At 75.8% G+C, this 20,804-nt stretch carries 15 protein-coding genes, 1 pseudogene and 2 riboswitches; of the genes and pseudogenes, 6 read left to right on the top strand and 10 right to left on the bottom strand.

The genetic code is table 11. From position 1 onward, the window contains the following. The first annotated feature begins 8 nt into the window (after window positions 1-8). The 5 genes and pseudogenes from EV374_RS20585 (at window position 9) to EV374_RS20565 (ending at window position 9,029) form a co-directional block, all read left to right on the top strand. On the top strand, window positions 9-1,199 hold the full coding sequence (locus EV374_RS20585; RefSeq protein ID WP_207914405.1) for an ATP-binding protein: 1,191 nt from the start codon (window positions 9-11) through the stop codon (window positions 1,197-1,199). Then, complete coding sequence (locus EV374_RS33545; RefSeq protein ID WP_486485874.1) at window positions 1,196-4,870, top strand: DUF5682 family protein; 3,675 nt, start codon at window positions 1,196-1,198, stop codon at window positions 4,868-4,870. The genes EV374_RS20585 and EV374_RS33545 overlap by 4 nt, the downstream gene beginning before the upstream one ends. After that, on the top strand, window positions 4,867-6,777 hold the full coding sequence (locus EV374_RS20575) for a hypothetical protein (RefSeq protein WP_207914403.1): 1,911 nt from the start codon (window positions 4,867-4,869) through the stop codon (window positions 6,775-6,777). The genes EV374_RS33545 and EV374_RS20575 overlap by 4 nt, the downstream gene beginning before the upstream one ends. 251 nt (window positions 6,778-7,028) lie before the next feature. Further along, window positions 7,029-7,807: pseudogene (locus tag EV374_RS20570) on the top strand (SDR family NAD(P)-dependent oxidoreductase). A gap of 214 nt (window positions 7,808-8,021) precedes the next feature. Beyond that, window positions 8,022-9,029 (top strand): glycoside hydrolase family protein, encoded by a 1,008-nt coding sequence (locus EV374_RS20565; RefSeq protein ID WP_132237799.1) that lies wholly within the window; start codon window positions 8,022-8,024, stop codon window positions 9,027-9,029. A 7-nt stretch (window positions 9,030-9,036) separates the two neighbouring features. On the opposite strand, the gene EV374_RS20560 is transcribed toward EV374_RS20565, so the two are convergent. From EV374_RS20560 to EV374_RS20525, 8 genes are all read right to left on the bottom strand, one after another. After that, entirely contained in the window at window positions 9,037-9,936 is a 900-nt protein-coding gene (locus EV374_RS20560; protein ID WP_486485873.1) for an ECF transporter S component, read from the bottom strand. Continuing rightward, a complete protein-coding gene (locus EV374_RS20555) occupies window positions 9,933-11,564 on the bottom strand; it encodes an ABC transporter ATP-binding protein (RefSeq protein ID WP_132237797.1) in 1,632 nt (543 codons plus the stop codon). The genes EV374_RS20560 and EV374_RS20555 overlap by 4 nt, the downstream gene beginning before the upstream one ends. Further along, window positions 11,561-12,811, bottom strand: a complete 1,251-nt coding sequence (locus EV374_RS20550; RefSeq protein WP_486485872.1) for a CbiQ family ECF transporter T component — start codon at window positions 12,809-12,811, stop codon at window positions 11,561-11,563. The genes EV374_RS20555 and EV374_RS20550 overlap by 4 nt, the downstream gene beginning before the upstream one ends. Further along, window positions 12,804-13,724 carry a hypothetical protein gene (locus EV374_RS20545; protein ID WP_486485871.1) on the bottom strand — a complete coding sequence of 307 codons (921 nt, stop codon included), beginning with the start codon at window positions 13,722-13,724 and terminating at the stop codon, window positions 12,804-12,806. The genes EV374_RS20550 and EV374_RS20545 overlap by 8 nt, the downstream gene beginning before the upstream one ends. Beyond that, the gene (locus tag EV374_RS20540) at window positions 13,721-15,181 is read right to left on the bottom strand and encodes a prenyltransferase/squalene oxidase repeat-containing protein (RefSeq protein ID WP_132237795.1); all 1,461 of its coding nucleotides are present in this window, start codon (window positions 15,179-15,181) and stop codon (window positions 13,721-13,723) included. Before EV374_RS20540 ends, EV374_RS20545 begins: the two co-directional genes overlap by 4 nt. Window positions 15,182-15,318: 137 nt before the next feature. Beyond that, a riboswitch (cobalamin riboswitch) is annotated at window positions 15,319-15,435 on the bottom strand. A gap of 112 nt (window positions 15,436-15,547) precedes the next feature. Further along, window positions 15,548-16,033: a hypothetical protein gene (locus EV374_RS20535; protein WP_132237793.1), complete on the bottom strand. Its 486-nt coding sequence runs from the start codon at window positions 16,031-16,033 to the stop codon at window positions 15,548-15,550. A gap of 35 nt (window positions 16,034-16,068) precedes the next feature. Next, on the bottom strand, window positions 16,069-17,136 hold the full coding sequence (locus EV374_RS20530; RefSeq protein ID WP_132237791.1) for a prenyltransferase/squalene oxidase repeat-containing protein: 1,068 nt from the start codon (window positions 17,134-17,136) through the stop codon (window positions 16,069-16,071). Window positions 17,137-17,237: 101 nt separating this feature from the next. Further along, window positions 17,238-17,361: riboswitch (cobalamin riboswitch) on the bottom strand. Window positions 17,362-17,519: 158 nt separating this feature from the next. Continuing rightward, on the bottom strand, window positions 17,520-18,236 hold the full coding sequence (locus EV374_RS20525) for a hypothetical protein (RefSeq protein WP_132237789.1): 717 nt from the start codon (window positions 18,234-18,236) through the stop codon (window positions 17,520-17,522). A 196-nt stretch (window positions 18,237-18,432) separates the two neighbouring features. On the opposite strand from EV374_RS20525, the gene EV374_RS20520 reads away from it, so the two are divergent. Further along, entirely contained in the window at window positions 18,433-19,326 is an 894-nt protein-coding gene (locus tag EV374_RS20520) for an SGNH/GDSL hydrolase family protein (RefSeq protein WP_132237787.1), read from the top strand. A 259-nt stretch (window positions 19,327-19,585) separates the two neighbouring features. Here EV374_RS20520 and EV374_RS20510 read toward each other — a convergent pair whose 3' ends face one another. After that, window positions 19,586-20,044, bottom strand: coding sequence for a ferritin family protein (locus tag EV374_RS20510; protein ID WP_132237785.1), 459 nt, complete (start codon window positions 20,042-20,044; stop codon window positions 19,586-19,588). A gap of 3 nt (window positions 20,045-20,047) precedes the next feature. After that, window positions 20,048-20,804: molybdopterin oxidoreductase family protein (locus tag EV374_RS20505; RefSeq protein WP_486485870.1), on the bottom strand; the 757-nt coding region annotated here is incomplete at its 5' end.

Here is a 20,804-nt window from a genome sequence, read left to right as displayed (position 1 = left end):
GAACGCCCGTGACCGTGACGGAACACGTCCGCCCCACCGTGGCGCCGGAGACCGCCGCCCAGGTCCTCTCCGCCGAGCAGCGGTACGCCGACGAGCTGGCCTTCCTGGCCGCGTACGACGACGGGGCCCGGCCGCCGGGCTGGGCGCTGACCCCGCGCGCCGTGGTCACCTTCATCCAAGGCAGCGACGGCGAGGCGTTGAAGCTGCCCGCCGAGCGGCGCACCGGCCCGGACGGCACCGACCTGCCGGCCAGCATGACCATCCCGGCGAAGTTCGTCGGCGAGCGGAGCCTGGTCGAGCGGTGCGTGGTCACCCTGGCCGGCGAACGGGGCCTGCTGCTGGTCGGCGAGCCCGGCACCGCCAAGTCCATGCTCTCCGAGCTGCTGGCCGCCGCCGTCTGCGGCACCAGCGCGCTGACCGTGCAGGGCACCGCCGGCACCACCGAGGACGCCTTCCGGTACGGCTGGAACTACGCCCTGCTGCTCGCCCAGGGCCCGACCCCGCAGGCGCTTGTCGACTCGCCGGTGCTGACCGCGATGCGTACCGGCCGGGTGGTCCGGATCGAGGAGGTCACCCGCTGCCTGCCCGAGGTGCAGGACGCGCTGGTATCCATCCTGTCCGACCGGCGGATGAACGTGCCGGAGCTGTCCGGCACCGAGGACGGGCTGATCCGCGCCGTGCCCGGGTTCACCGTCATCGCGACCGCCAACCTGCGGGACCGGGGCGTGTCGGAGATGTCCTCGGCCCTCAAGCGTCGGTTCAACTTCGAGACCATCCACCCGATCTCGGACGCGGACGTCGAGACCGACCTGGTCCGCCAGCAGGCCACCGCCGCCGTGCAGCGTGCCGGCGCGGCGTACACGGTGGACGACGCGGTGCTGGACGCCCTGGTCACCGTGTTCCGCGACCTGCGTTCCGGCCGGTCGGGCGAGGGCTGGGACGTGGAACGGCCCGGCACGGTGATGTCCACCGCCGAGGCGGTGCAGGTGGCGGTGTCGCTCGGCCTGGCCGCCGCGTACCTGCCCGACGGGGACACGCTCGACCTGGTGCCCGGGCACCTGCTCGGCGTGGTCCGCAAGGACGACCAGAACGACCACGCCCGGCTGCTCGGCTACTGGGACGGGCCGGTCCGTCGCCGCGCCGAGGACGGCTCGGCGATGTGGCGCCGCCTCTGGGACCTGCGGGAGAGCCTGCGGTGACGATCCTCTCCAGCACGACGCCCGGTGCGGCCCCGCCGGCCGCCGACTCGGCGGGGGTCGATGCGACGTCGGCCGATCCGCGCGCCGTGGTCGACGCGCTCGCCGGTTCGGTGCGGCCGTACCTGATCGGGGTGCGGCACCACAGCCCGGCGCTGGCGGCGGTGGTGCCGGCGCTGCTGGACGCCGCCGGGGCCGAGGTGGTCTGCATCGAGCTGCCGGCCGATTTCCAGCGCTGGCTGCCGTACCTGTCCGATCCGGCCGCCCGGGCCCCGCTGGCCCTGGTCGGCAGCCACGGCGCGGACGGGCCGATGGGCTTCTACCCGTTCGCCGACTTCTCGCCGGAGCTGGCCGCGATCCGCTGGGCCCGGCGGCACGGCGTGGAGGTGGTCTGCTGCGACCTGCCGCTGGCCGACCCCGACTGGAGCGCCACCGGCTCCGACCCGACTGCCGGTGCCGAGCCGGCCGCCGGTGCCGAGCCCGCACCGGACGCGGGGGAGCCGGTGCCCGGCCTGCGCCGGTCCTACGCCGCCGCGCTCAGCGCCAGCGGCACCGGCCGCGACGGCGACGACCTGTGGGACCGGGTGGTCGAGGTGCGGGCCCCGGGCTGCCCGCCCGAGGCGGTCCGCCGGGCCGCGCTCGGCGTCGGCTGGGCGATGCGTACCGACAGCGCCCACCGCGACGGCGTACCGGCCCGGGACCTGGCCCGCGAGCGGCACATGCGCCGGGTGCTGGCCGAGGCCGGCGTCGACGGCCGGCGGGTCGCCGCCGTCGTCGGCGCCTTCCACGCCCCGGCCCTGGTCGCCGCCCCGTCGACCGCCGACGCCGCTGTCGCGTCCACCCGGCCCGGCGCCGCCCCGGCCGGTCCGGTCCGGTCCGTGACGACCCCGCCCGGACCGGCCGACACCGACGGTGGCGGCACGGCGGTCACCTCGCTGGTGCCGTACGCGTTCGACCTGCTCGACTCCCGGTCCGGCTACCCGGCCGGGATCCGCGACCCGCGCTGGCAGCAGTCCGTCCTCACCGCCGAGGGCGACCCGGAACGGATCCGGGCCGCCGCCGCCCGGGCGGTCACCGACGTGTGCCGGGAACTCCGCGCGGCCGGTCACACCGCCGGCACCGGCGAGGCCACCGAGACGGTACGGCTCGCCGACGACCTGGCCCGGCTGCGGAACCTGCCCGCCCCCGGCCGGGGCGAGGTGCTGGAGGCGGTGACCACCGTGCTCGGCCAGGGCGAGCTGCTCGGCCGGGGCCGGGCGCTGGCCAGAGCCCTGGAGCACGTGCTGGTCGGCGCCGAGCGGGGCCGCATCGCCCCCGGCACGCCGCGCTCCGGGCTCGGCCCGGCGGTCGAGGCGGAACTCGCCACGCTGCGGCTGCCCGACCCGGTCAGCCCCAAGGCCCGCGAGGTCCGCCTGGACCCGCTGCGCACCGAGCTGGACGGGCGGCGGGAGATCCTGCTGCAACGCCTCCAGGTCTGCGGCGTCGGCTACGGCGAGCCCGTCGCGGTCTCCGGCACCGGCGACGGCGCCGCCCTGACCACCCGCTGGCAGCTGGCCTGGACGCCGTCGGTGGCGGCCCGGCTGGACCTGGTCGGCGTACGCGGGGTGACCGCCGCGCTGGCCGCGGCCGGCACCCTGCGGGAGCGGTTCCGCCGGGAGGCCGCCGACGGTGGCCCCACCGCCGCGCAGCTGCTCACCGGGCTGCGCGACGCCGCCCGGTGCGACCTGCCGGAGCTGGTCAGCGACCGGCTCGACCTGGCCGCCACGGTGCTGCCGGGCACCGGCACGCTGCCCGAGCTGCTGGCCGCACTGGACCTGCTGGAGGCGCTCCGCCGCGAGCACCTGCCCGGCACCACCGCCGACGGCCGGGCCCGGGCGGCCGAGCTGGCCGTCGTGCTGCTCGACGCGGCGGTACGCGGGCTGCCCGGCCTGGCCGGCAGCGACACCCCGGCCGACGCCGCCGCGCTTGTCGACCTCGCGGTCCGGGCCGGCGAGGACCGCATCGGGCTGCGCCTCGACGAGGCCCTCGACCACCTGGCCCGCGCCGGTTCGCCGCTGATCCAGGGCGCCGCCCTGGCCGCCCGGGTGCTGCTCGACCTGACCGACCTGGAGACCCTGGGCACCCGGGTGGCCGGCTGGATCGACGCGGCGACCGGACCGGACACCCGCCGGCACCTGCACCGGCTGCTGGGCGGCCTGCTCACCGGGGCGCACCCGCTGTTGCAGTCCGCCCCGGCCGCGCTGGACCCGCTGCTGGAACGGATCGAGCGGCTCCCCGACGCCGACTTCCTGGACCGGCTGCCCGCGCTGCGCGGCGGGTTCGACGTGCTCACCCCGGCGGCCCGGGACCGGCTGCTGCACACCGTCACCGAACGGCTGGGTGACCGGCTCGACCTGAGCCTGTCCGCCCCGCCGGAGCTGCTGGCCCGCTGGGCCGCCGCCGACGCGGCCGGTCGGGCCGCCCTGCTCGCCCGCCACCTGCCCGTCCCGGGCGCGCCGACCGGCCCCACCGAGGTCGACGCCGATGCCGGCGCCACGCCCGGGCCGGACACCCCGGACGCCCGGCTCACCGCCGCCGACCGGTGGCGGCTGCTGCTCGGCCGCCAGCCCGACCGGTTGCCGGCCGACGCCCGCCGCTATGCCCGCGCCCTGGACGAGCTGTACGGGGCGGGCCAGGGCGAGGGTGCCACCGACCTCGGTCAGGCGGTCGGCGGCGGCCAGGAGGCCTCCTTCCCGACCGCCCGCGAGTGGGCCGACGAACTAGAGGCGCTGTTCGGCACCGCCGTACGCGAGGAGGTCATCGCCCGGGCGGCCGAGAGCGGCCGTACCGACGTGCTCACCGAACTCGACCCGGCCGCCGTACGCCCCTCGATGGAGCTGCTGACCTCGGTGCTGTCGCTGGCCGGTGGCCTGCCCGAGGGGCAGTTGGCCAAGCTGCGGCCACTGGTGCGGCGGCTGGTCGAGGAGCTGACCCGGCAGCTGGCCACCCAGGTGCGTCCGGCGCTGACCGGGCTGACCAACCCGCGTCCGACCAGCCGTCCCGGTGGCCGGATCAACCTGGCCCGTACGCTGCGGGCGAACCTGGCGCACACCCAGCGGCTCGGCGACGGCCGGACGGTGGTGGTGCCGCAACGCCCCGTCTTCAACAGCCGCACCCGCAAGGAGGCCGACTGGCGGCTGGTGCTGGTGGTCGACGTGTCCGGCTCGATGGAGGCGTCGGTGGTGTGGTCGGCGTTGACCGCCGCCGTGCTGGCCGGGGTGCCCACCCTCTCCACCCACTTCCTCGCCTTCTCCACCGAGGTGGTCGACCTGACCGACCGGGTCGACGACCCGCTGTCGCTGCTGCTGGAGGTGCGCGTCGGCGGCGGTACGCACATCGCCGCCGGGCTGGCCGCCGCCCGCTCGCTGGTGACCGTGCCGAGCCGCACCATCGTCGCGGTCGTCAGCGACTTCGAGGAGGGATATGCGCTGGCCGGGCTGCTCGGTGAGGTCCGCACGCTGGTCAATTCCGGCGTGCATCTGCTCGGCTGCGCCGCGCTGAACGACAGGGGAGCGCCCTGCTACTCGGTGCCGGTCGCCGAGCAGCTCGTCGCGGCCGGGATGCCGGTCGCCGCTCTCAGCCCGCTCGAACTCGCCCGCTGGGTGGGCGACCGCATCCGCGGAGGATCACGTTGACGGACCGCACAGCCACCGCCGTGGACACCGACCGGTTGCCGCCGGTGCTGCCGGCGGTCACCGCCGCGGCGGTGGCGGCCCTGCCACCCCGGCTGCACAAGCGGCTGGACGCCGCCGTCGAACGGCTGGCCGGCGTACCGGTCGGTCCGGTCGACGGCGGCGTGTCGGTCGACTGCGGCCCGGAGTCGCTGGTCACCCTGACGCCCGGAGCGACGGGCGCCGTCACCGACCCGCACCAGGCGCGGTGCAGCTGCCTGCTGGCGCCCCGCTGCCTGCACCGCACCGCCGTCCTGCTCGCCTGCCCGGTCGCCGACCCGGCCGCCCACCCCGATCCGGCGTCCACCGCCGCGGCGTCGTCGACGCCGGACAGCGCCGGCACGGCGTCCGGCAGGACCGGCCGCACCGCGCGTACCAGGAAGTCGGCTGGCGCGGCTCCGACGAAGGCGCAGCGGGCCGCGGCCGGCGCGCTGTGGCGGGCGGCCGCCGCGGTGCTCGCGGCCGGCGTGCCGGCGGCCGGGGCGGTGCCCCAGGCCGAACTGCTGCGGGCCGCCCACGGCGCCCGGCTGGCCGGGCTGCCGCGGGCCGAGAGCGCCGCGCTGCGCACGGTACGTGGGCTGCGCGCACAACGGGGACGGCAGAACGGCCACCGGTTGGCCGAGCTGGTCGAGGTGCTGCACGACCTGCTGTACGTCGCGGGCCGGCTGGCCGCCGGCGACGCCGACCCGGCGCTGGTCGGCGTCCTGCGGCGGGCCTACCAGCCGGACGGCACCCTGGAGGTCCACGGCGTCTGCCGGGAACCGGTGATCAGCGCGACCGGGTACGCCGGGGTGGTCACCCACCTGGTCGCCGCCGACGGGCGCCAGCTCTCCTTCGGCGACGTGAAGCCGGGCGGTCCGGACCGGGCCCGCGACTGCGCCCGGGCGGTCACCGAGATGGGCGCGGTCGCGGTCAACCACGCGGTGCTGGCCCGTGGCGGCCTGCGGATCACCGGCACCACCGTCTCCCCGGACGGCCGGCTCGGCGCCGGCAAGGGGGTCCGGGCCACCCCGCTCACCGGGGCCGACTGGTCCACCGGGCCGCTGGCGCGACTGTTCGCCCGCCCGCTCGCGGAGGTGGTGACCGCGCAACTCGCCACCGACGACCCGGAGGACCCGGCCCGGGCGGGGACCGCGCTGGTCGGCGGTGACCTGATGGTGGTGGGCGCCGTCGGTGACCAGGTGCTGGCCCGCGAGCTGGCCCCCGCCACCGACGAAGGAGGCGAGCGGGCGCCGGTGCCGGACGGGCCGCTGATCCGGCTGGTGCCGGTCGACTCCCACCCGATGCTGGCCCACGTGGCCAACCTGCGGCGGCTCGCCTCCCGGCCCGGCCTGCGGGTGCGGGTGGTCGGCCGGCTGGACCCGGACCGGGCCAGCACGCTGCGACCGCTCGCGGTCGGCCCGGTGCCCGGTGCCGCCGCCACGTTGCGGCTGCCGGCGGACTGGCACGGCCGGGCGGACCTCGGCTACGACGAGCTCCAGGGCGGCCACCTGCCGCCGCGCGACCCGGCGGAGACGGCCGGACCCGTGCTGGCCGTCGGCGCCGACGCGGTGGCGGAGTCCCCGCTGTGGCGGGTCCGCCGGCTGGTGGAGTTGGCCGTCTCGGGCGGTCGCCGCGCCGTCGCCGAGGCGGCCCGCGGCGACGGCACCGGCCTGGCCGGCCCGCTGCGCCGCGCCGGCTTCACCACCGCCGCCGCCCTCATCGCCGCCCTGGCCGACGAGTCCGACCGGCGCGGCCGGGACGCGTTCGGCCGGCGTACCGATCCCGACCCGGACCGGTACGCGTGGGCCTGGCTCGCCGCGACCGCCCACCTCGCCGCCGCCGAGCGGGAGCTGATCCGGTCCTCCTGGACAGCCCCGCCGCTCGGCTGACTGCTGGAACCCGGGCCGGTGGCGGTGGATGGTTCGGTCGCCACCGACGCCCCACCGCCGGGGCCACGGCACCCGTCCGAACCCGGGCGGGTGCCGGCCCTCGGGCGAGGGGAGCGCGCGCGTGGCGACCGTGCGCGTCACGACCCGCCCGCCGGGCGATCCTCGGGCGCACATCGGAGGAAACCCGGTGGACGTCAGTGACGCGGGACTAGATTGAACCCGAATGGTCGAAAACGGACGGGAGACGGGTCGTGCGTGGACTCACCGACAAGGTCGTGCTCGTGACGGGGGGCGGATACAGCCCCGAGCAGGTCGGTTCCGGTCTCGGCCAGTCCATGTGCGTGGAGCTCGCCCAGGAAGGGGCGAAGATCGTCGTGTCCGACCTCTCCCTGGAACGCGCCAACGCGACGGTCGAGCGGATTCGCGACGCCGGGGGAGACGCGACGGGGGTGGCGGCGGACGTCACCGACGAGGCTTCGGTCGACGCCATGGCGCGGGCCGCCGTCGACGCGTACGGCCACGTCGACGTGCTGGTGAACAACGCCGGCGTGTTCGGCGCCTACCTCCCGCTGCTCGAGATCGAGACCAGTCAGTGGGAGCGCGTCATGGCCGTCGACCTGAAGGGCGTCTTCCTCGCGACGAAGGCCGTGCTTCCCCACATGCTGGAGCGCGGCAGCGGCGTCGTGATCAACGTTTCGTCGGCCTCCGGTCTGGTCGCCAGCGAGGTCGGGCCGAATACACCACGGCCAAGCACGGCGTCATCGGGCTGACCAAGCAGATCGCCTACGACTACGGCCACCGGGGCATCCGCGCCGTGGGCATCGGGCCCGGCGTCATCAAGACGGCGGCGTTCGAGGGCGCGGAGATCACCAGCGACTTCCCGTTCTACGACCTGACCATGCAGGCCCCCGCGGGCCGGTACGGCGAACCCCACGAGGTGGCCCGGGCGGTCTGTTTCCTCGCGAGCGACGACGCCTCCTTCATCCACGGCCACACCATCCCGGTCGACGGTGGGTCTCCCGTCAGGTGACCGATCCGGCCGGCGCGGACAAGGCCCGCCAGGGCGCTTGCTAATTCGTATTAGCACCTTGACGCCGCCGAGACGGCGCGCGCAGACTCATCGATCAACGAACCCGTTCCGCGCCGAGCGTCCACACCGTCCGGTCGCTCCGCGCGGGGTCGAGTGACGCCTGCCCGCACCCCCCCTGCCCCCGTCGGCGGGCCCCACGAACGGAGGGAACGCGATGACGCGTACCCCGGAAGGCTCCTTCTCCCGACGCACGCTGCTGCGCGGCGCGGCGGCCGCCGGTGTCGCGACCGCGACCACCGGCGCCGGCCTTGCCGCGACCTCCACGCCGGCGCTCGCCGCACCGGCCGGCTTCCCCAACTACCGGTACGTGCGCGACGCGTTCGACAGGCCGTTGCGGTACAACCCGACCGGCGAGTTCATCTTCCCCTGCGTGCGCGGGGTCTACGACAAGATCAGCGGCGCCCTCGGCCGCTACTACCTCTACTACGCGCCGCACGACGCGCCCGGCGGGATCTGCCTCGCCTACGCCAACCGGCTCGAGGGCCCCTACACCGAGTACGCCGGCAATCCCGTCGTCGACCGGGTGCTGCCGACCACGACGGTGAGCCACGTGTCGTCGCCGCACGTGGTGTGGGACGCGCCGACCCGGCAGTTCTACCTGTACTTCCACGGCGAGAACCACACGACCCGGGTCGCCCGGTCGAGCGACGGCGTCCGCTTCACCAACGAGACGCCGATCCTGTCGACGAACCTGGTGCCCAACACGACCGAGACCTCGTACGCGCGGGTCTTCGAGCACCCGGTGGCCGGCAAGGGAAACCGCTACGTGATGGTGTTCATGGGCGCCCACACGATCCGGCCGGGCACCCGGAAGATCTTCTGGGGCTGGTCGCCGAACGGGTGGAGCGGCTGGCAGTTCTCGCCGAACCCGCTGGTGTCGCCGTCGGGCGACGGGCTCACCGACATCTCCGCGCCGCACCTGCTGAAGCGCAACGGCACCGCTTACCTCGCGTACCACGGCAGCAGCGGCAACATGTACCTGACCGAGGTCGGCAACAACTTCGACCGGGAGGTCCACCTCGGCGTGTTCCACCGGCCGATCGCGTCGGACAACGGCCGGGTGGCGTCGCCGACGTTCGGCACCGACGGCGGCGTGGAGTACATGCTCTACGAGGCCGGGCCCCGCCTCGACGCCAGGATCTGCGTGGCCCGCGCGGTCTAGGGCCACATCAGACGACGTCGCCCGGTGGGTCGGTGGTCGCGGCTCCGGCCACCGGCCGGGACGGACCGGCCCGGTCGTCCCCACCCGTGCGGGGTGGGTCCGGCTGTGGTTCGGGCGCGGCGAAGGTGACCGGTGCGTCGAACGCGGCCCGCCGTGCGGCGCGGCGCAGCGCGGCGAGCACCGCGGGGCCGGCGAGGACGATCGCCACGGCGGTGGTGACCGCGCGTCCGGTGTCCCAGCCGAAGGTGGAGGTGACCGCCGTGAACACGGCGAAGCGGTGCAGGTTCTCCAGCAGTGGCGCTCCGGCGACGTAGGAGAGCTGGGTGTCCGCGCCGATGCTGAACGGCCAGAACCACAGGTTCATCAGCAGTCCGTAGCCGTAGGCCGCGAGGACGCCGTAGCCGGCCAGGGCAGCGATCTCGGCCCGGCCCCGCAGCCTCGCCGGTAGCAGGCCGGCGCCGAGACCGATCCAGGACGCGGCCAGCATCTGGAACGGCAGCCACGGCCCGACCCCCGCGGTGAGCAGCGCGGAGGCGAACAGCGACGTCGAGCCGAGCAGGAAGCCGAATCCGGGCCCGAACACCCGGCCGGCGAGGACGAGAAGGAAGAACACCGTCTCGATGCCCGCGGTGCCGGCGCCGAGCGGGCGCAGTGCGGCGTTGACGGCCGCGAGCACCCCGAGCATCGCCAACGCCTTGCTGTCGATGCCGCCGGAGCTGAGTTCGGCCAGCACCAGCGCCACGAGCACCGGCAGCACCACGAGGAACACCAGCGGCGCCTCGCCAGTGCGGGCGGTGCTCTCCGGATGGGCGGGGACGAAGAACGGCCAGGTGAAGGTCGCCAGTGCGGCGGCCGAGGCCAGCACCAGCACGACGGCGGTACGCGGGGCGACCCGCAGCACGCTCACGCCGGCTCCCCGGTCGTGGCCAGTGCGGCGGCGACCTGCTCCACGGTCAGCCACGGCGCGGGGGCGAGGACCTTGGCCACCTGCGGGGCGAACGCCGGCGAGGCGAGCATGACCTCCGCCGTGGTGCCGGCGGCGACGATCTCCCCCTCGGCCATCACCACGACCTGGTCGGCGAGGGCCGCGACGAGCTCGACGTCGTGCGTCGCGATCAGCACCGCCCGGCCGTCGGCGGCCAGCCGTCGGACGACGGCGGTGAACTGCCGCTTGGCGCGGTAGTCCAGGCCGCGGGTCGGCTCGTCGAGCAGGACCACCGGCGGGGCGGCGGTCAGCTGGACGGCGAGCGCGAGCGCGAGCCGCTGCCCCTCGGAGAGATCACGGGGGTGCCGGTCGGCGGGTAGCCCCGGGGTGAGCTGGTCGAGCATCGCCCGACAGGTGCCGGCCGGTGCCCCGGTCTCCCGGTCGGCCTGCTCGCACTCGGCCTCCACCGTCTCCAGGTACAGCAGGTCACCGGGGGTCTGCGGGACCAGACCGACATGCCGGCGGGCCCGGCCCGGCGGCAGGGCCTTCGGGTCGACGGTGCCCTGCGCGCCGACGACGGCGACCGTCCCGCCCTGGCGGGGGCCGCTGCCCTGCACCGCCCAGAGCAGGCTCGACTTGCCGGAGCCGTTGCGCCCCATCAACGCCACGATCCGCCCGGGGAACAGCTCCAGGTCGACGCCGGCCACGGCGACCGTCCCCGGGTAGCGCACGACGACGTCGCGGGCCGTCAGGACGGGCGGCCCGCCCGGGACCGTCGCCGCGGCCGGCACGGCGGCGTCGGCGAGCCGGTGGCGCAGGGCGGCCGCCCGCCGGCGGGCATCGCGTACGGACAGCGGCAGCGGCGTCCAGCCGGCGAGACGGCCCAGCTCGACCAGCGGCGGTGCGATGTCGACGTCGGCGAGCACGGCGGCCGGTTTCCCGTCCACCACCCGACCATCGCCGGGCAGGTAGAGCAGCCGGTCGGCGTACTGCACGACCCGTTCCAGCCGGTGCTCGGCCAGCACCACCGTCACCCCGAGGTCGTGCACCAGCCGGGTCACCACGGCGAGCACGTCCTCCGCCGCGGTGGGGTCCAGCGCGGAGGTGGGCTCGTCGAGCACCAGCACCCGCGGGTGGGCGGTGAGGACGGCCCCGATGGCGACGCGCTGCTGCTGCCCGCCGGACAGCGTCCGCAGCGGCCGGTCGCGGAGCTCGGCGATGCCCAGCAGGTCGAGGGTCTCCTCGACCCGTTTGCGCATCACCGTCGCCGGCAGGGCGAGCTGCTCCATCCCGTAGGCGAGTTCCTCCTCGACGGTGTCGGTGACGAACCCGGACAGCGGATCCTGCCCGACCACGCCGACGACGTCGGCGAGGTCGCGCGGCGGATGACGGCGGGTGTCCCGGCCGTCGACCGTCACGCTGCCGTGCAGGGTGCCACCGGTGAAGTGCGGGACCAGCCCGTTGATCGCCCGCAGCAGCGTGGACTTGCCCGTGCCGGTGCGACCGACGACCAGGCAGAGCTCGCCCTCGTCGATGCGCAGCGTCACGTCCCGCAGGGTCGGGCGGTCGCTCTCGGCGTAGCGGACGGTCACCCGGTCGAAGTCGATCACGAAGGGCCTCCCTGCGCGGGGGACGACGACGCCAGCCGACCCGCTCCGTCCGCCGGTGCGGCGCCGACCGGACCGCGGGGTGCGGTCGGCGGGCCGGAGTCGCGCGCGGCGGACGTCCGCGCGAGCGCGGGAGGCGGCGCCAACCAGGCCGGCGCCGCCGCGACCAGGACGGCGAGCAGCGTCAGCGGCGTCAGCTCGGGCCAGGTGAGGGGGCTCACCGGCGGATAGAGAAGCTCCGGATCGACCGAACCGGCCAGCACCGTCAGCGCGGCGGTGCCCACCCCGCAACCGGCCACGAGCAGTTCCGCGCCCCGCCAGCGGTCCGGCCGGTAGCGGCTGCGCCGCACCCGACGGCCGGCCAGCAGCATGCCGGCCACGGCGGTCGACAGGCCGACGAGGAGCATCGGCAGACCCAGGTAACCGGGTCCGGTGGCGTCGAGCAGCCCGTACGTGCCGGCGCAGACGCCGACCAGCCCGCCGAGCACCAGCGCACCGGTGACGGCGCGCTGCCCGGCCGGCACCGCCGGGGTACGCCCGTACCCCCGGGAGTCCATCGCCGCGGCCAGTGCCAGCGACCGGTCCAGCGCGTCGGCCAGCACCGGCAGCGCGATGCCCCGCAACGCCCGTACGCCCCGGCCGGAGGCGCCCCGCAGCCGCCGCGCCCGGCGGACCCGCAGCACGCTCTCCACCAGTTGCGGGGCTACCGACAGGGCCACCACCACGGCCGTGCCCACCGCGTACAGGGCCCCGGGCACGGCTTTGAGTAGCCGCTTCGGGTTGGCCAGGGCGTTCGCCGCACCCAGGCAGACCAGCATCGTGGCCAGCCGCAGCCCGTCGTAGAACCCGCCGAGGAGCTGCTCGGCGGCGACCGGCCCGAACAGCCGGATTCCCGCCGCCCACGCGGGCAGGGGGATCTCGGGGAGCCGGACGAGCACGTGGTCGCCCTGCCCGCCGCCGAACACGATCCGGAAGAGCACCCGCATCGCCACGACCACCGCGCCGAGCACCAGGTACATCCGGAACGCCAGCGCCCACGGCGCGTCTCCCCGCCGCCGGACGACCACCAGCGCGGCGACGGCCACGAGCAGGCCCAGCGGCAACGGGTTGGTGGTGTGGCTGGCCGCGGTGGCCAGGCCGAGCGCCCACAGCCACCACGCGCCGGGGTGCAGCGCCCGGGGCAGGCGCGTCACCCGTGCCCGGTCCGCTCCGGCGGGCCCCGCCACCCGGCGGGCGCTCCGGTCAGTCATCCGGCTCGACGGTCCGCCGCCGCCGCGCGGCCAGCAGGCCGCCCACGCCGAGCGCGACCAGCAGCAGCACGCCGGCCGCCGTCCCCAGCGGGATCCCGCGAGCGGCACGGGGCGCGGCGACCTCGGTCACCACCGGCTGGTCGACGGAACCGCCCGCCGGTGGGCCGACGGCAGCGCTCGCGGGTGGCGTGGCGACGCCCGCGCCCGCTGTCGGGACCGGGCTGCCGGCCGTCGGCGTACCGGTGGGGAGCGGCGCGGGCCCGGCGGAGCCCGGCACCGGTCCTGCCGCGCCGGGCCGGCCCGCGGTGGCGGGTGGTGGCGCGACCGGCCGACCGTCTCCTGCCGGCGGTGGGGCGACCGGGGCACCACGGGTGGGCGGTGCCGGGGGCGGCGGGGACGGGGGTGGTGGCGGTGGCGCGGGACGCTTCGGCGTGGCGCCCGGTCGGGGCGCGTCGTTGGCGTTGCGGTTGAGGGAGAACGACCAGCCCTCGAAGCTGCCGGCCGGCGGCTTGCGGTTGAGCACACCCTTGTCGCTGTACGTCCAGCTGCCGCCGCTGGTCGCGTGCCAGTACGACCAGTAGGCGCTGGCGGGAGGCGTGTCGACGCACTTCTCGGAGGCCGTCGACGGCTTGCCCTCGATCCGGCAGACGAACCCCTCGCCCCAGCGCAGCGTGCCGGTGATCTGGAACCCGGCGTTCTTGAGCGCCGCCAGCCCGGTGGACTGCTCGCCCCGGGCGCACCGCACCACGGTCCCGCCGCCGAGCTCGTTGAAGTCGACCACCACGGTCACACCGGAGGCGTCCGGGCAGTAGCCGGCCGATCCGGCGGCCCTCGCGGGGGTGCCCGGTCCGACCATCGTGCCGGCGGCGGTGAGGGCGACGACCAGTCCGGCGCGGGCGGCCCGGACGGTCACGCCGCCCGCCGACGGCCGATGACGACGAGCAGCACCCCGCCGCCGACCAGCAGGAACGCGATCAGCACGTAGCTGGTGATCGCCGCGCCGGTCGTCGGCAGCCCGCCCAGGCCCGGGGTGGTCGGGGTCGCGCCCGGGGCGACGGTCGTCGATGCCGTGGCGGACGGGGTTGACGGCACGGTGGTCGCGGACGGGCTCGGTGTCGGCACGGCCGTCCCGGTGGGCGTCGGTGACCCGGTGGGCGTGGGGGAGGTGGTGGCACTGGGGGAGGCGGTGGGCGGGGCCGTGCCGGTCGGGGTCGGCCCGGGCAACGACGGCGGCGGGTCGAGGCCGATGCGTCCCAGCGGCACCTGGACGAGGCCGAGCACGGCCTGTGCGGTGCCTCGACGCCACTGGTCCCGGTCGGTGTCGGTGATCCCGGACGCGACGGCCTTCGTCAGGCTGTCGCTGTTGTAGGCGACGGCGCCCGCGTCGGCGGCGGCCGCGCCGCCGTTTGCCGTGGTGAGCTGTAGTGCGGCCAACGCGCCGGCGGCCCGCGCGGCCTCGGCGTCGCGGCCGGCGGCGGCGAGGGCCTGTCCGGCCAGGCCGGTGCTGTTGGAGTTCGCGTCGGTGGTCGGTCCGGAGCCGCCGAACGAACCGTCGGCGCGCTGCTGGTCCACCAGCCAGGCCGCGCCCTTGGCGGCCGCCGCGGTGGCGCCGGTGGCGCCGTCGGCAGCGGCGGCGAGCAGCGCCTGCACGGCCATCGCGGTCGAGTCGACGTCGAGGGTGGCGCCGGCCTGCTCGTCGCAGGACGGGGACGGGCCGTCGGCGGTGTCGGGGTAGAGCCGGAACCCACCGGCCGCGCACTGCTGGCGGATGAGGAAGTCGACGGTGTCCTGCGGTACGTCGCCGCTGCGAGCCAGGCCCAGCACGGCGAAGGACTGGTCGAAGGCGTTGCTGGCGTCCGGACCGGTGTCGGCGGTGGTGCGGCTGGTGATCCGCCCCCGCTGGTGTCCCGCGTCCGCCCCGGCGACCAGCGACAGGGTCTCCGCCCGCAGGTCGAAGCCGCCGAAGTCGGTGGGATCGGCTCCGGCGGCGGAGGCGGCGTACAGCAGCTTCGCGGTCGACCCGCCGTCGATGAAGCCGGGGATGCCCCAGTCGTCGAGGCTGTTGTAGGACCGCACGTGTGCCGCGACCTGCGCCGTCGCGGCCTGACGGACCGGCGCGTCCACCCCGGTGGCGGAGAGGGCGAGGAGCCCGTCGATGGTCAGACCCCAGTCCGGACCCCCGAACGGGCCGGGCAGCACCCCGTCGGCGAACTCGCCGGCCAGCCAGGAGGCGGCGTCGCGGGCGGCGGTGGCATGGGTCGGGGCGGGTGCGGCCACGACGGTCAGGGGTACGGCGGTGAGCGCGGCGATCGTCGTCGCAGTGGCGGCGACGACGCCGGCGCCGAGACGCCGGGAACGGGACCGGGACATGAGGGGTGCCTTTCGCGGAGCGGTCGGTGGAAGCTCCGGAAAGCACCCGGGGACAGCGACACCCCGCTCGCGTGACGCGATGAGCGGGGTGGAACGGACCTCGGTGGCCCGGACTTCACCCTGTAAACCTCGACAGTGGAAGCCGCTCGTCCCGGGCGAGGCATTCCGGCTCGCGAGGCCGGGGCCTCGCTCACGGTTGCGGGTCAGCGCCGGCTTCGCACCGGCTTCCCCCCACTCGGGACGTATGCAGTTGTGGACCGGCGTGCACCGGGTGCCGACACCGTACCGCCCGCACGTCACGCGACGCCAGGGGAGGTGGCCGGCACCCGGTGCACCACTGCGGTCACACCCGGTGCGCGGTCACGGTCAGGGCGCGGCGATGCTCGGCGGGGCGCCCGCGCCGAACGACCAGCCCTCGACGGTGCCCGGGGCCGGGTTGTAGCTGCTCGCGCCGGACGTGCTGTAGGACCAGGCGCCGCCGCTGGGGGCATGCCAGTACGACCAGTACGCCGTGGCGGGCGGGGTGTTGACGCACGGATCGGCCGTGGCGGTCGGCTTGCCGTTGATCCGGCAGACGAACGCCAGCCCCCAGCGCTGGGTGCCGGTCACCGTGAAGCCGGCGCCTTGGAGGGCGGCCAGCCCGGTGGCCGGGTCGCCCGGAGCGCAGCCGACCTGGACGCCACCGCCGAGCGCGGCGAAGTCGACCACGACGGTGACACCGGAGGTGCCGGTGCAGGCCGCGGCGTACCCGGCCCGGGGGGCGGGTTCGACGGCGGTGAGGGCGACGGCGGCGACGGCGGCTGCCAACAGGCCGGCGAGCCGGGTGCGGACGGTGGATCGGTGACGGAACACGGTTCCTCCTGGAATCGGTGGGGCGACGGGACGGGTCACGGGCAGGCGGGAACCGGTGCGCCCGGGGTGGCGCCGGCCGCGGACAGCCGGGCGTACCCGGCGCCGGTCAGGCCGAGGACGGCCTGGCCGGTGGCCCGGGGGGCGGTACCGGGGTCGAAGGCGCCGCCGTCGAAGTCGACCGCGCCCCGGTCGGCCGGCGCCCCGGGGCAGCCGACCTGTAGTCCGGCGAGGAACACCCGCGCGCGGGCCCAGGCCAGCGGCCGGTTGCCGTCGCGCAGCGCCTGCGCGGCGAGGCCGGTGCTGTTGGCGTTCGGGACGCCCGCGGCGTTGGCGAAACCGCCGTCGGCGCGCTGCACGGACAACAGCCAGCGCAGCCCGGCGGCGGCGTCGATCGGGCGGCCGGTGACCCGCAGCGCCTGCACCGCGAGCGCGGTGGCGTCCACGTCGGAGGTGCAGACCGGTTGTGCGGGCAGCAGTGGGTAGCCGCCGTCCGGGCAGCGGGTGGCGGCCAGCCAGGCGGCGGCCGCCGGGGGCGTGCCCTGCGCGGTGCGGTCCAGGGCGAGCAGGGCGAAGGACTGGCTGAACGTGTTGCTGTAGTCCCCGTACGCCGACCGGTCGGTGAACCGGCCGGTGGGGGCCTGTAGCGAGCGCAGCCGGGCGACCAGGTCCACGCCGCCGACGTCGGTGGGGTCGCCGCCGCGTACCTGGACGGCGAGGGCGAGCTTGGCGGTCGCGCCCGCGTACGCCTCGGTCGCGCCGTCGCCGAGGTAGGCGTCGCGGATGTCCGGCCGGGTGACCCAGGCCAGCGCCCGGGCCCCCGAGTCGTCGGCGACGCCGGCGGCGGCGAAGGCGAACACCGCGTCGAGGGTGAGGCCCTGGTCGGGGTACGCGACGCCGTCGAAGACGACCTCGAGGCGTTCGCCGTCGACGAGTTGGCGGGCCAGCCAGCCGGCCGCGGCCTCCGACCGGCCGACCCCGGCAGTCGAGGCGGGGGAGACGCGGGCGGATGCAGGTGCGGCAAGGGTGAAGGTGGCGAGGGTGAGGGCGGCGAGCACACCGCAGAACAGGGTGAGCAGGCGGTGCCGGCTCAGGCGGACGACCATCGGAAGCGCCTTTCCGGCCCGGCGGTCGTCAGAAGCCCGGACGACCGCCGCAGCGCGGGTGTCGACCGGGACTCCGACCCGTGGGCCACGACGGGTGGGGAGCGGATTCTGCGCGTACGTGGGGTATTCGGGCTTGCCGTCGGAGATGCATCTCGACGGCCTACCGTTGCGGGCCAGCGCCGGAATTCGACCGGACTTCCCCCGCACGTACGCGCGTTGGTGGAGTTGTGGCGCCAGTCTGGAGTGGAGGGACGTCAGATGTCAACGTGTGATCCGCCGCGCGCGTCCGTCCGCTGCGGCCGAGGTGGAGCCAGCACCGACAGGTGATCGGCGTTCGCCCGGCCCCGGGGCGTGGGCCCGGGCGGGGCCACGCCACGATGTCCTCAGGCCAGCAGTCGCTCGCGCATCCTCGCGCCCGGGTTGAACCCGCCCACCACCCGAGGGCTGGCCGGATCGTGCACGTCGAGGGTGTTGTTGCGGCGCATGAGCTCACGCACCGGAGGCGGCAGCCGGGGCGGGTCGTCCATGGCAGCGAGGATCTGTCCGGCGCTCGTGATCAGTCCGTCGGCGAGGGCGGCGGCGTCGGTGTCCACCCGCACCCGGCCGTACTCCCAGCCGGCGGTGGTGAGGTCGAGCACCTCGAAGACGCGGGTCACGAGAGGATTCGGGTCGGTCACCCGGTCGAGCCGGTCCGCCTGGCCGCCGAGCACCGCGACGGCGGCGGCCACCTGCGCGTACGGGTGCAAGCCGCTCGGCAACGTGAACAGCGGCCAGCGCAGGGCCCGGCCCGCCTCCAACCACAGCGGCCGGTAGTTGCGGCGGTGCACCAGGAGCCGGCGGCCCGTTCGTCGGTGGACGTCCTGGGCCTGGGCCTGGAGGTCCACGTAGGCCTCGTCGGCGACCTGGCTCACGATCCGGGCCGCCACCACCACGCCGTCGTCGTCGCCGTTGAGCATCCCGGCGACGGCCTGGACCTGCTCGGGGAACCGGAGCTGCGCGTGGGCGCCGTACCGGTGCTGGACGTCGCGGAGCAGAGCCTGCTGCCGTTCCGGGTCGAGCTGGACCCGCCCGCCGCCCAGCAGTCGCTGGAGCCAACGCATTTCGCCTCGTTTCAGCAGAGCCGTCCCGGACTGCGGCAATGCTAGTGCGTCGGACCTTCCCGCGCGCGGAAGGGGTGGCCGAGCCGTCGCCGCGTTCCGCCCGACGGCCGGTGGCAACAAAGGACGTCGATATTGACGTGCGACGACGGCGCGGACAGAATCACGGCACCCACCATGATCCCCGCTGGGAGATGCCATGACCCGTCCCCGCCTGCCGTTCCTCCGGGCCGCCAGCCGGCTGGCCGCGTTCGCCGCGGCCACCGCCGGTGTGCTGCTCACCCTCGCCGCACCGGCCAACGCCGCCGCGCCCACCGGGCGCTACGTCGCCCTGGGTGACTCGTACACCTCCGGCCCGCTGATCCCCACCCAGGTCAACCTGAACTGCCTGCGCTCCAACCGCAACTACCCGTCGCTGGTCGCCGCCTCCGTCGGCTCGTCGGCGCTCGCCGACGTGAGCTGCTCCGGCGCCACCACCGAGGACATCCTCGTCGGCGGCAGCGGCGCACTGGGCATCTCGTTGCCCCCGCAGCTCAGCGCGATCACCCCGGACACGACGCTGGTCACCGTGCAGATCGGCGGCAACGACATCGGCTTCTCCGGCATCATCACCGACTGCGCCGAGGCGAGCCTGAGCAGCCCGCTCGGTTCTCCGTGCAAGAACCGGTACACCGCCGGTGGCGTCGACCAGTTGCAGGCCAGGATCGCCGCCACGGCGCCGAAGGTGACCGCCGTGCTGCAGGCCGTCCACCGCGCCGCGCCGGGCGCCCGGGTCGTGGTGCTCGGCTACCCGGCGATCGTGCCGGACAGCGGCTACGGCTGCTGGCCGGTGGTCCCGATCGCCTACCAGGACGTGCCGTACCTGCGCAGCGTCCACAAGTCGCTGAACGGGATGCTCGCCAGCACCGCCGCCGCGAACAACGCCACCTACGCCGACGTCTACACCCCGTCGGTCGGCCGCGACACGTGCAAGAGCAGCGGCACCCGCTGGGTCGAAGGGCTGGTCCCGCAGAACGCCGCCGCCCCCTTCCACCCCAACGCCAGGGGCGAGCAGGGCATGGCCAACGCGCTGCTGGCCAGGCTGAACAGCTGACCGACGGTTCCCACCACCGGCGCGACCCGACCTGACGAGCACCGGCCACCCGCCCCGCCGCCCATCCGGCGGCGTCACGGGTGGCCGGTGTCGGGCGGATCAGCCGACGGCAGGGCCTCCGGCTCCCGCCGTCGGCACCACCAGGTCGGGCAGGTCGCCCAGGGCCCGGACCGCGGTGACGGCGGCGTAGCCCTCGGCGAGCCAGGCCAGGTCGGTGCCGGGAACGCGGCGGGCGCCGTTCTCTTCGACGGCCGTACCGTCAGTCGGCGACGACGAGCGCCTGGGGCGCGGCGGCCTTCATCCGGGTGCGCAGCCACTTGAGCTGGATGGCCGTCTCACCCTCGCAGCGCCGTACGAGCGCGAGCAGGTCCTCGTCGCGCGCGCCGTGGGCGCCCTGGCCGACGACGGTCCAGGCGATGTCGCACTCGGCGGCCATCAGGTAGAGGTCCTGGAGGTCACGCAGCAGGCCGATGCCGCCGGTGCGGGTGCCGGTGAACAGCTGCGAGTGCAGCCGGTCGGGCTCGGTCGGGGCGTCCTCGGCGTAGCGGGCGGCGAACGGGCGCAGGCCCTCGGCGTGCGCGTCGCAGCGCTTCGCCTGCCGCTCACACAGGTGGCGGATGTCGGGTTCCTCGGCGTGGGCGTCGGCGACCTGCCGGAACGCGTCGGCGAGGTTGACCTGGGCGCGGTGCAGCAGGCCGAGGTAGTGGGCGAGGTGCACGGTTCACTCCTTCCCACTGGTGGCCTGCGCCGCCGGTCCGCCCGCGGTCGGGGGGATGCCGGCGTCCGGGGGCGGCGCGCTGCCGCCCACCGTCGGCGCCGGAGAGGGTACCCCGTGGCCGTCGGCGAGCTTCTCGACCGCGACGGCGGCCACCTTGAAGAGGGGCTGCTTGGAGACCGGATCCCAGGCGGTGACGGTCAGCTCGTTGGCGGCGCGGGGTGTGCGCTCGTGCGGGTCCTGGTCGAAGTAGCCGTAGTGGAACGGCAGGAACACCACGCCGGGGCGGATGCCGCAGAGGCGGGCGCGGGCCTGGATGCCGCCGCGCGCCGAGGCGACGCCGACCAGATCGCCCTCGGCGATGCCGAGCCGGGCCGCGTCGGCCGGGTTGAGCTCCACCCACACGTCCGGCGCGGCCCGGTCGAGTTGTGGGGCCCGGCCGGTCTTGGTGCGGGTGTGGAACTGGTAGACGGTGCGGCCGGTGGTCAGCAGCATGGGGTGTTCGTCGTCGGGCACCTCGGGGGAGGGCTGGTAGTCGACGGTGTGCAGGAACGCCCGCCCGCCCGGCTCCTTGGCGCGGTACTCCGGCTCGGTGAACTCGGCGCCGGTGGCGAGGTCGTGGCCGTACGTCTCGCAGTAGTCGGGGTCGGTGTGGAAGCGCCCGTCGGTGTAGAGGCGCTCGGTGCCGTCGGGGTGCTCGTCGGTGCAGGGCCACTGGACGCCGGAGCCGCCGCGCAGCTTGGCGTAGGTGATGCCGGTGTAG

Source organism: Micromonospora sp. CNZ303 (assembly GCF_004345505.1).
The sequence above is the reverse complement of the archived record's forward strand: the minus strand, read 5'-3'. Positions and strand labels throughout refer to the sequence as shown.

Coding starts and splice junctions, on each gene's coding strand:
- EV374_RS20540 (WP_132237795.1), bottom strand. CDS start 15,181: ATGTCCCGGTCCCGTTCCCGGCGTCTCGGCGCCGGCGTCGTCGCCGCC.
- EV374_RS20565 (WP_132237799.1), top strand. CDS start 8,022: ATGACGCGTACCCCGGAAGGCTCCTTCTCCCGACGCACGCTGCTGCGC.
- EV374_RS20520 (WP_132237787.1), top strand. CDS start 18,433: ATGACCCGTCCCCGCCTGCCGTTCCTCCGGGCCGCCAGCCGGCTGGCC.
- EV374_RS20530 (WP_132237791.1), bottom strand. CDS start 17,136: ATGGTCGTCCGCCTGAGCCGGCACCGCCTGCTCACCCTGTTCTGCGGT.
- EV374_RS20525 (WP_132237789.1), bottom strand. CDS start 18,236: ATGCGTTGGCTCCAGCGACTGCTGGGCGGCGGGCGGGTCCAGCTCGAC.
- EV374_RS20550 (WP_486485872.1), bottom strand. CDS start 12,811: ATGACTGACCGGAGCGCCCGCCGGGTGGCGGGGCCCGCCGGAGCGGAC.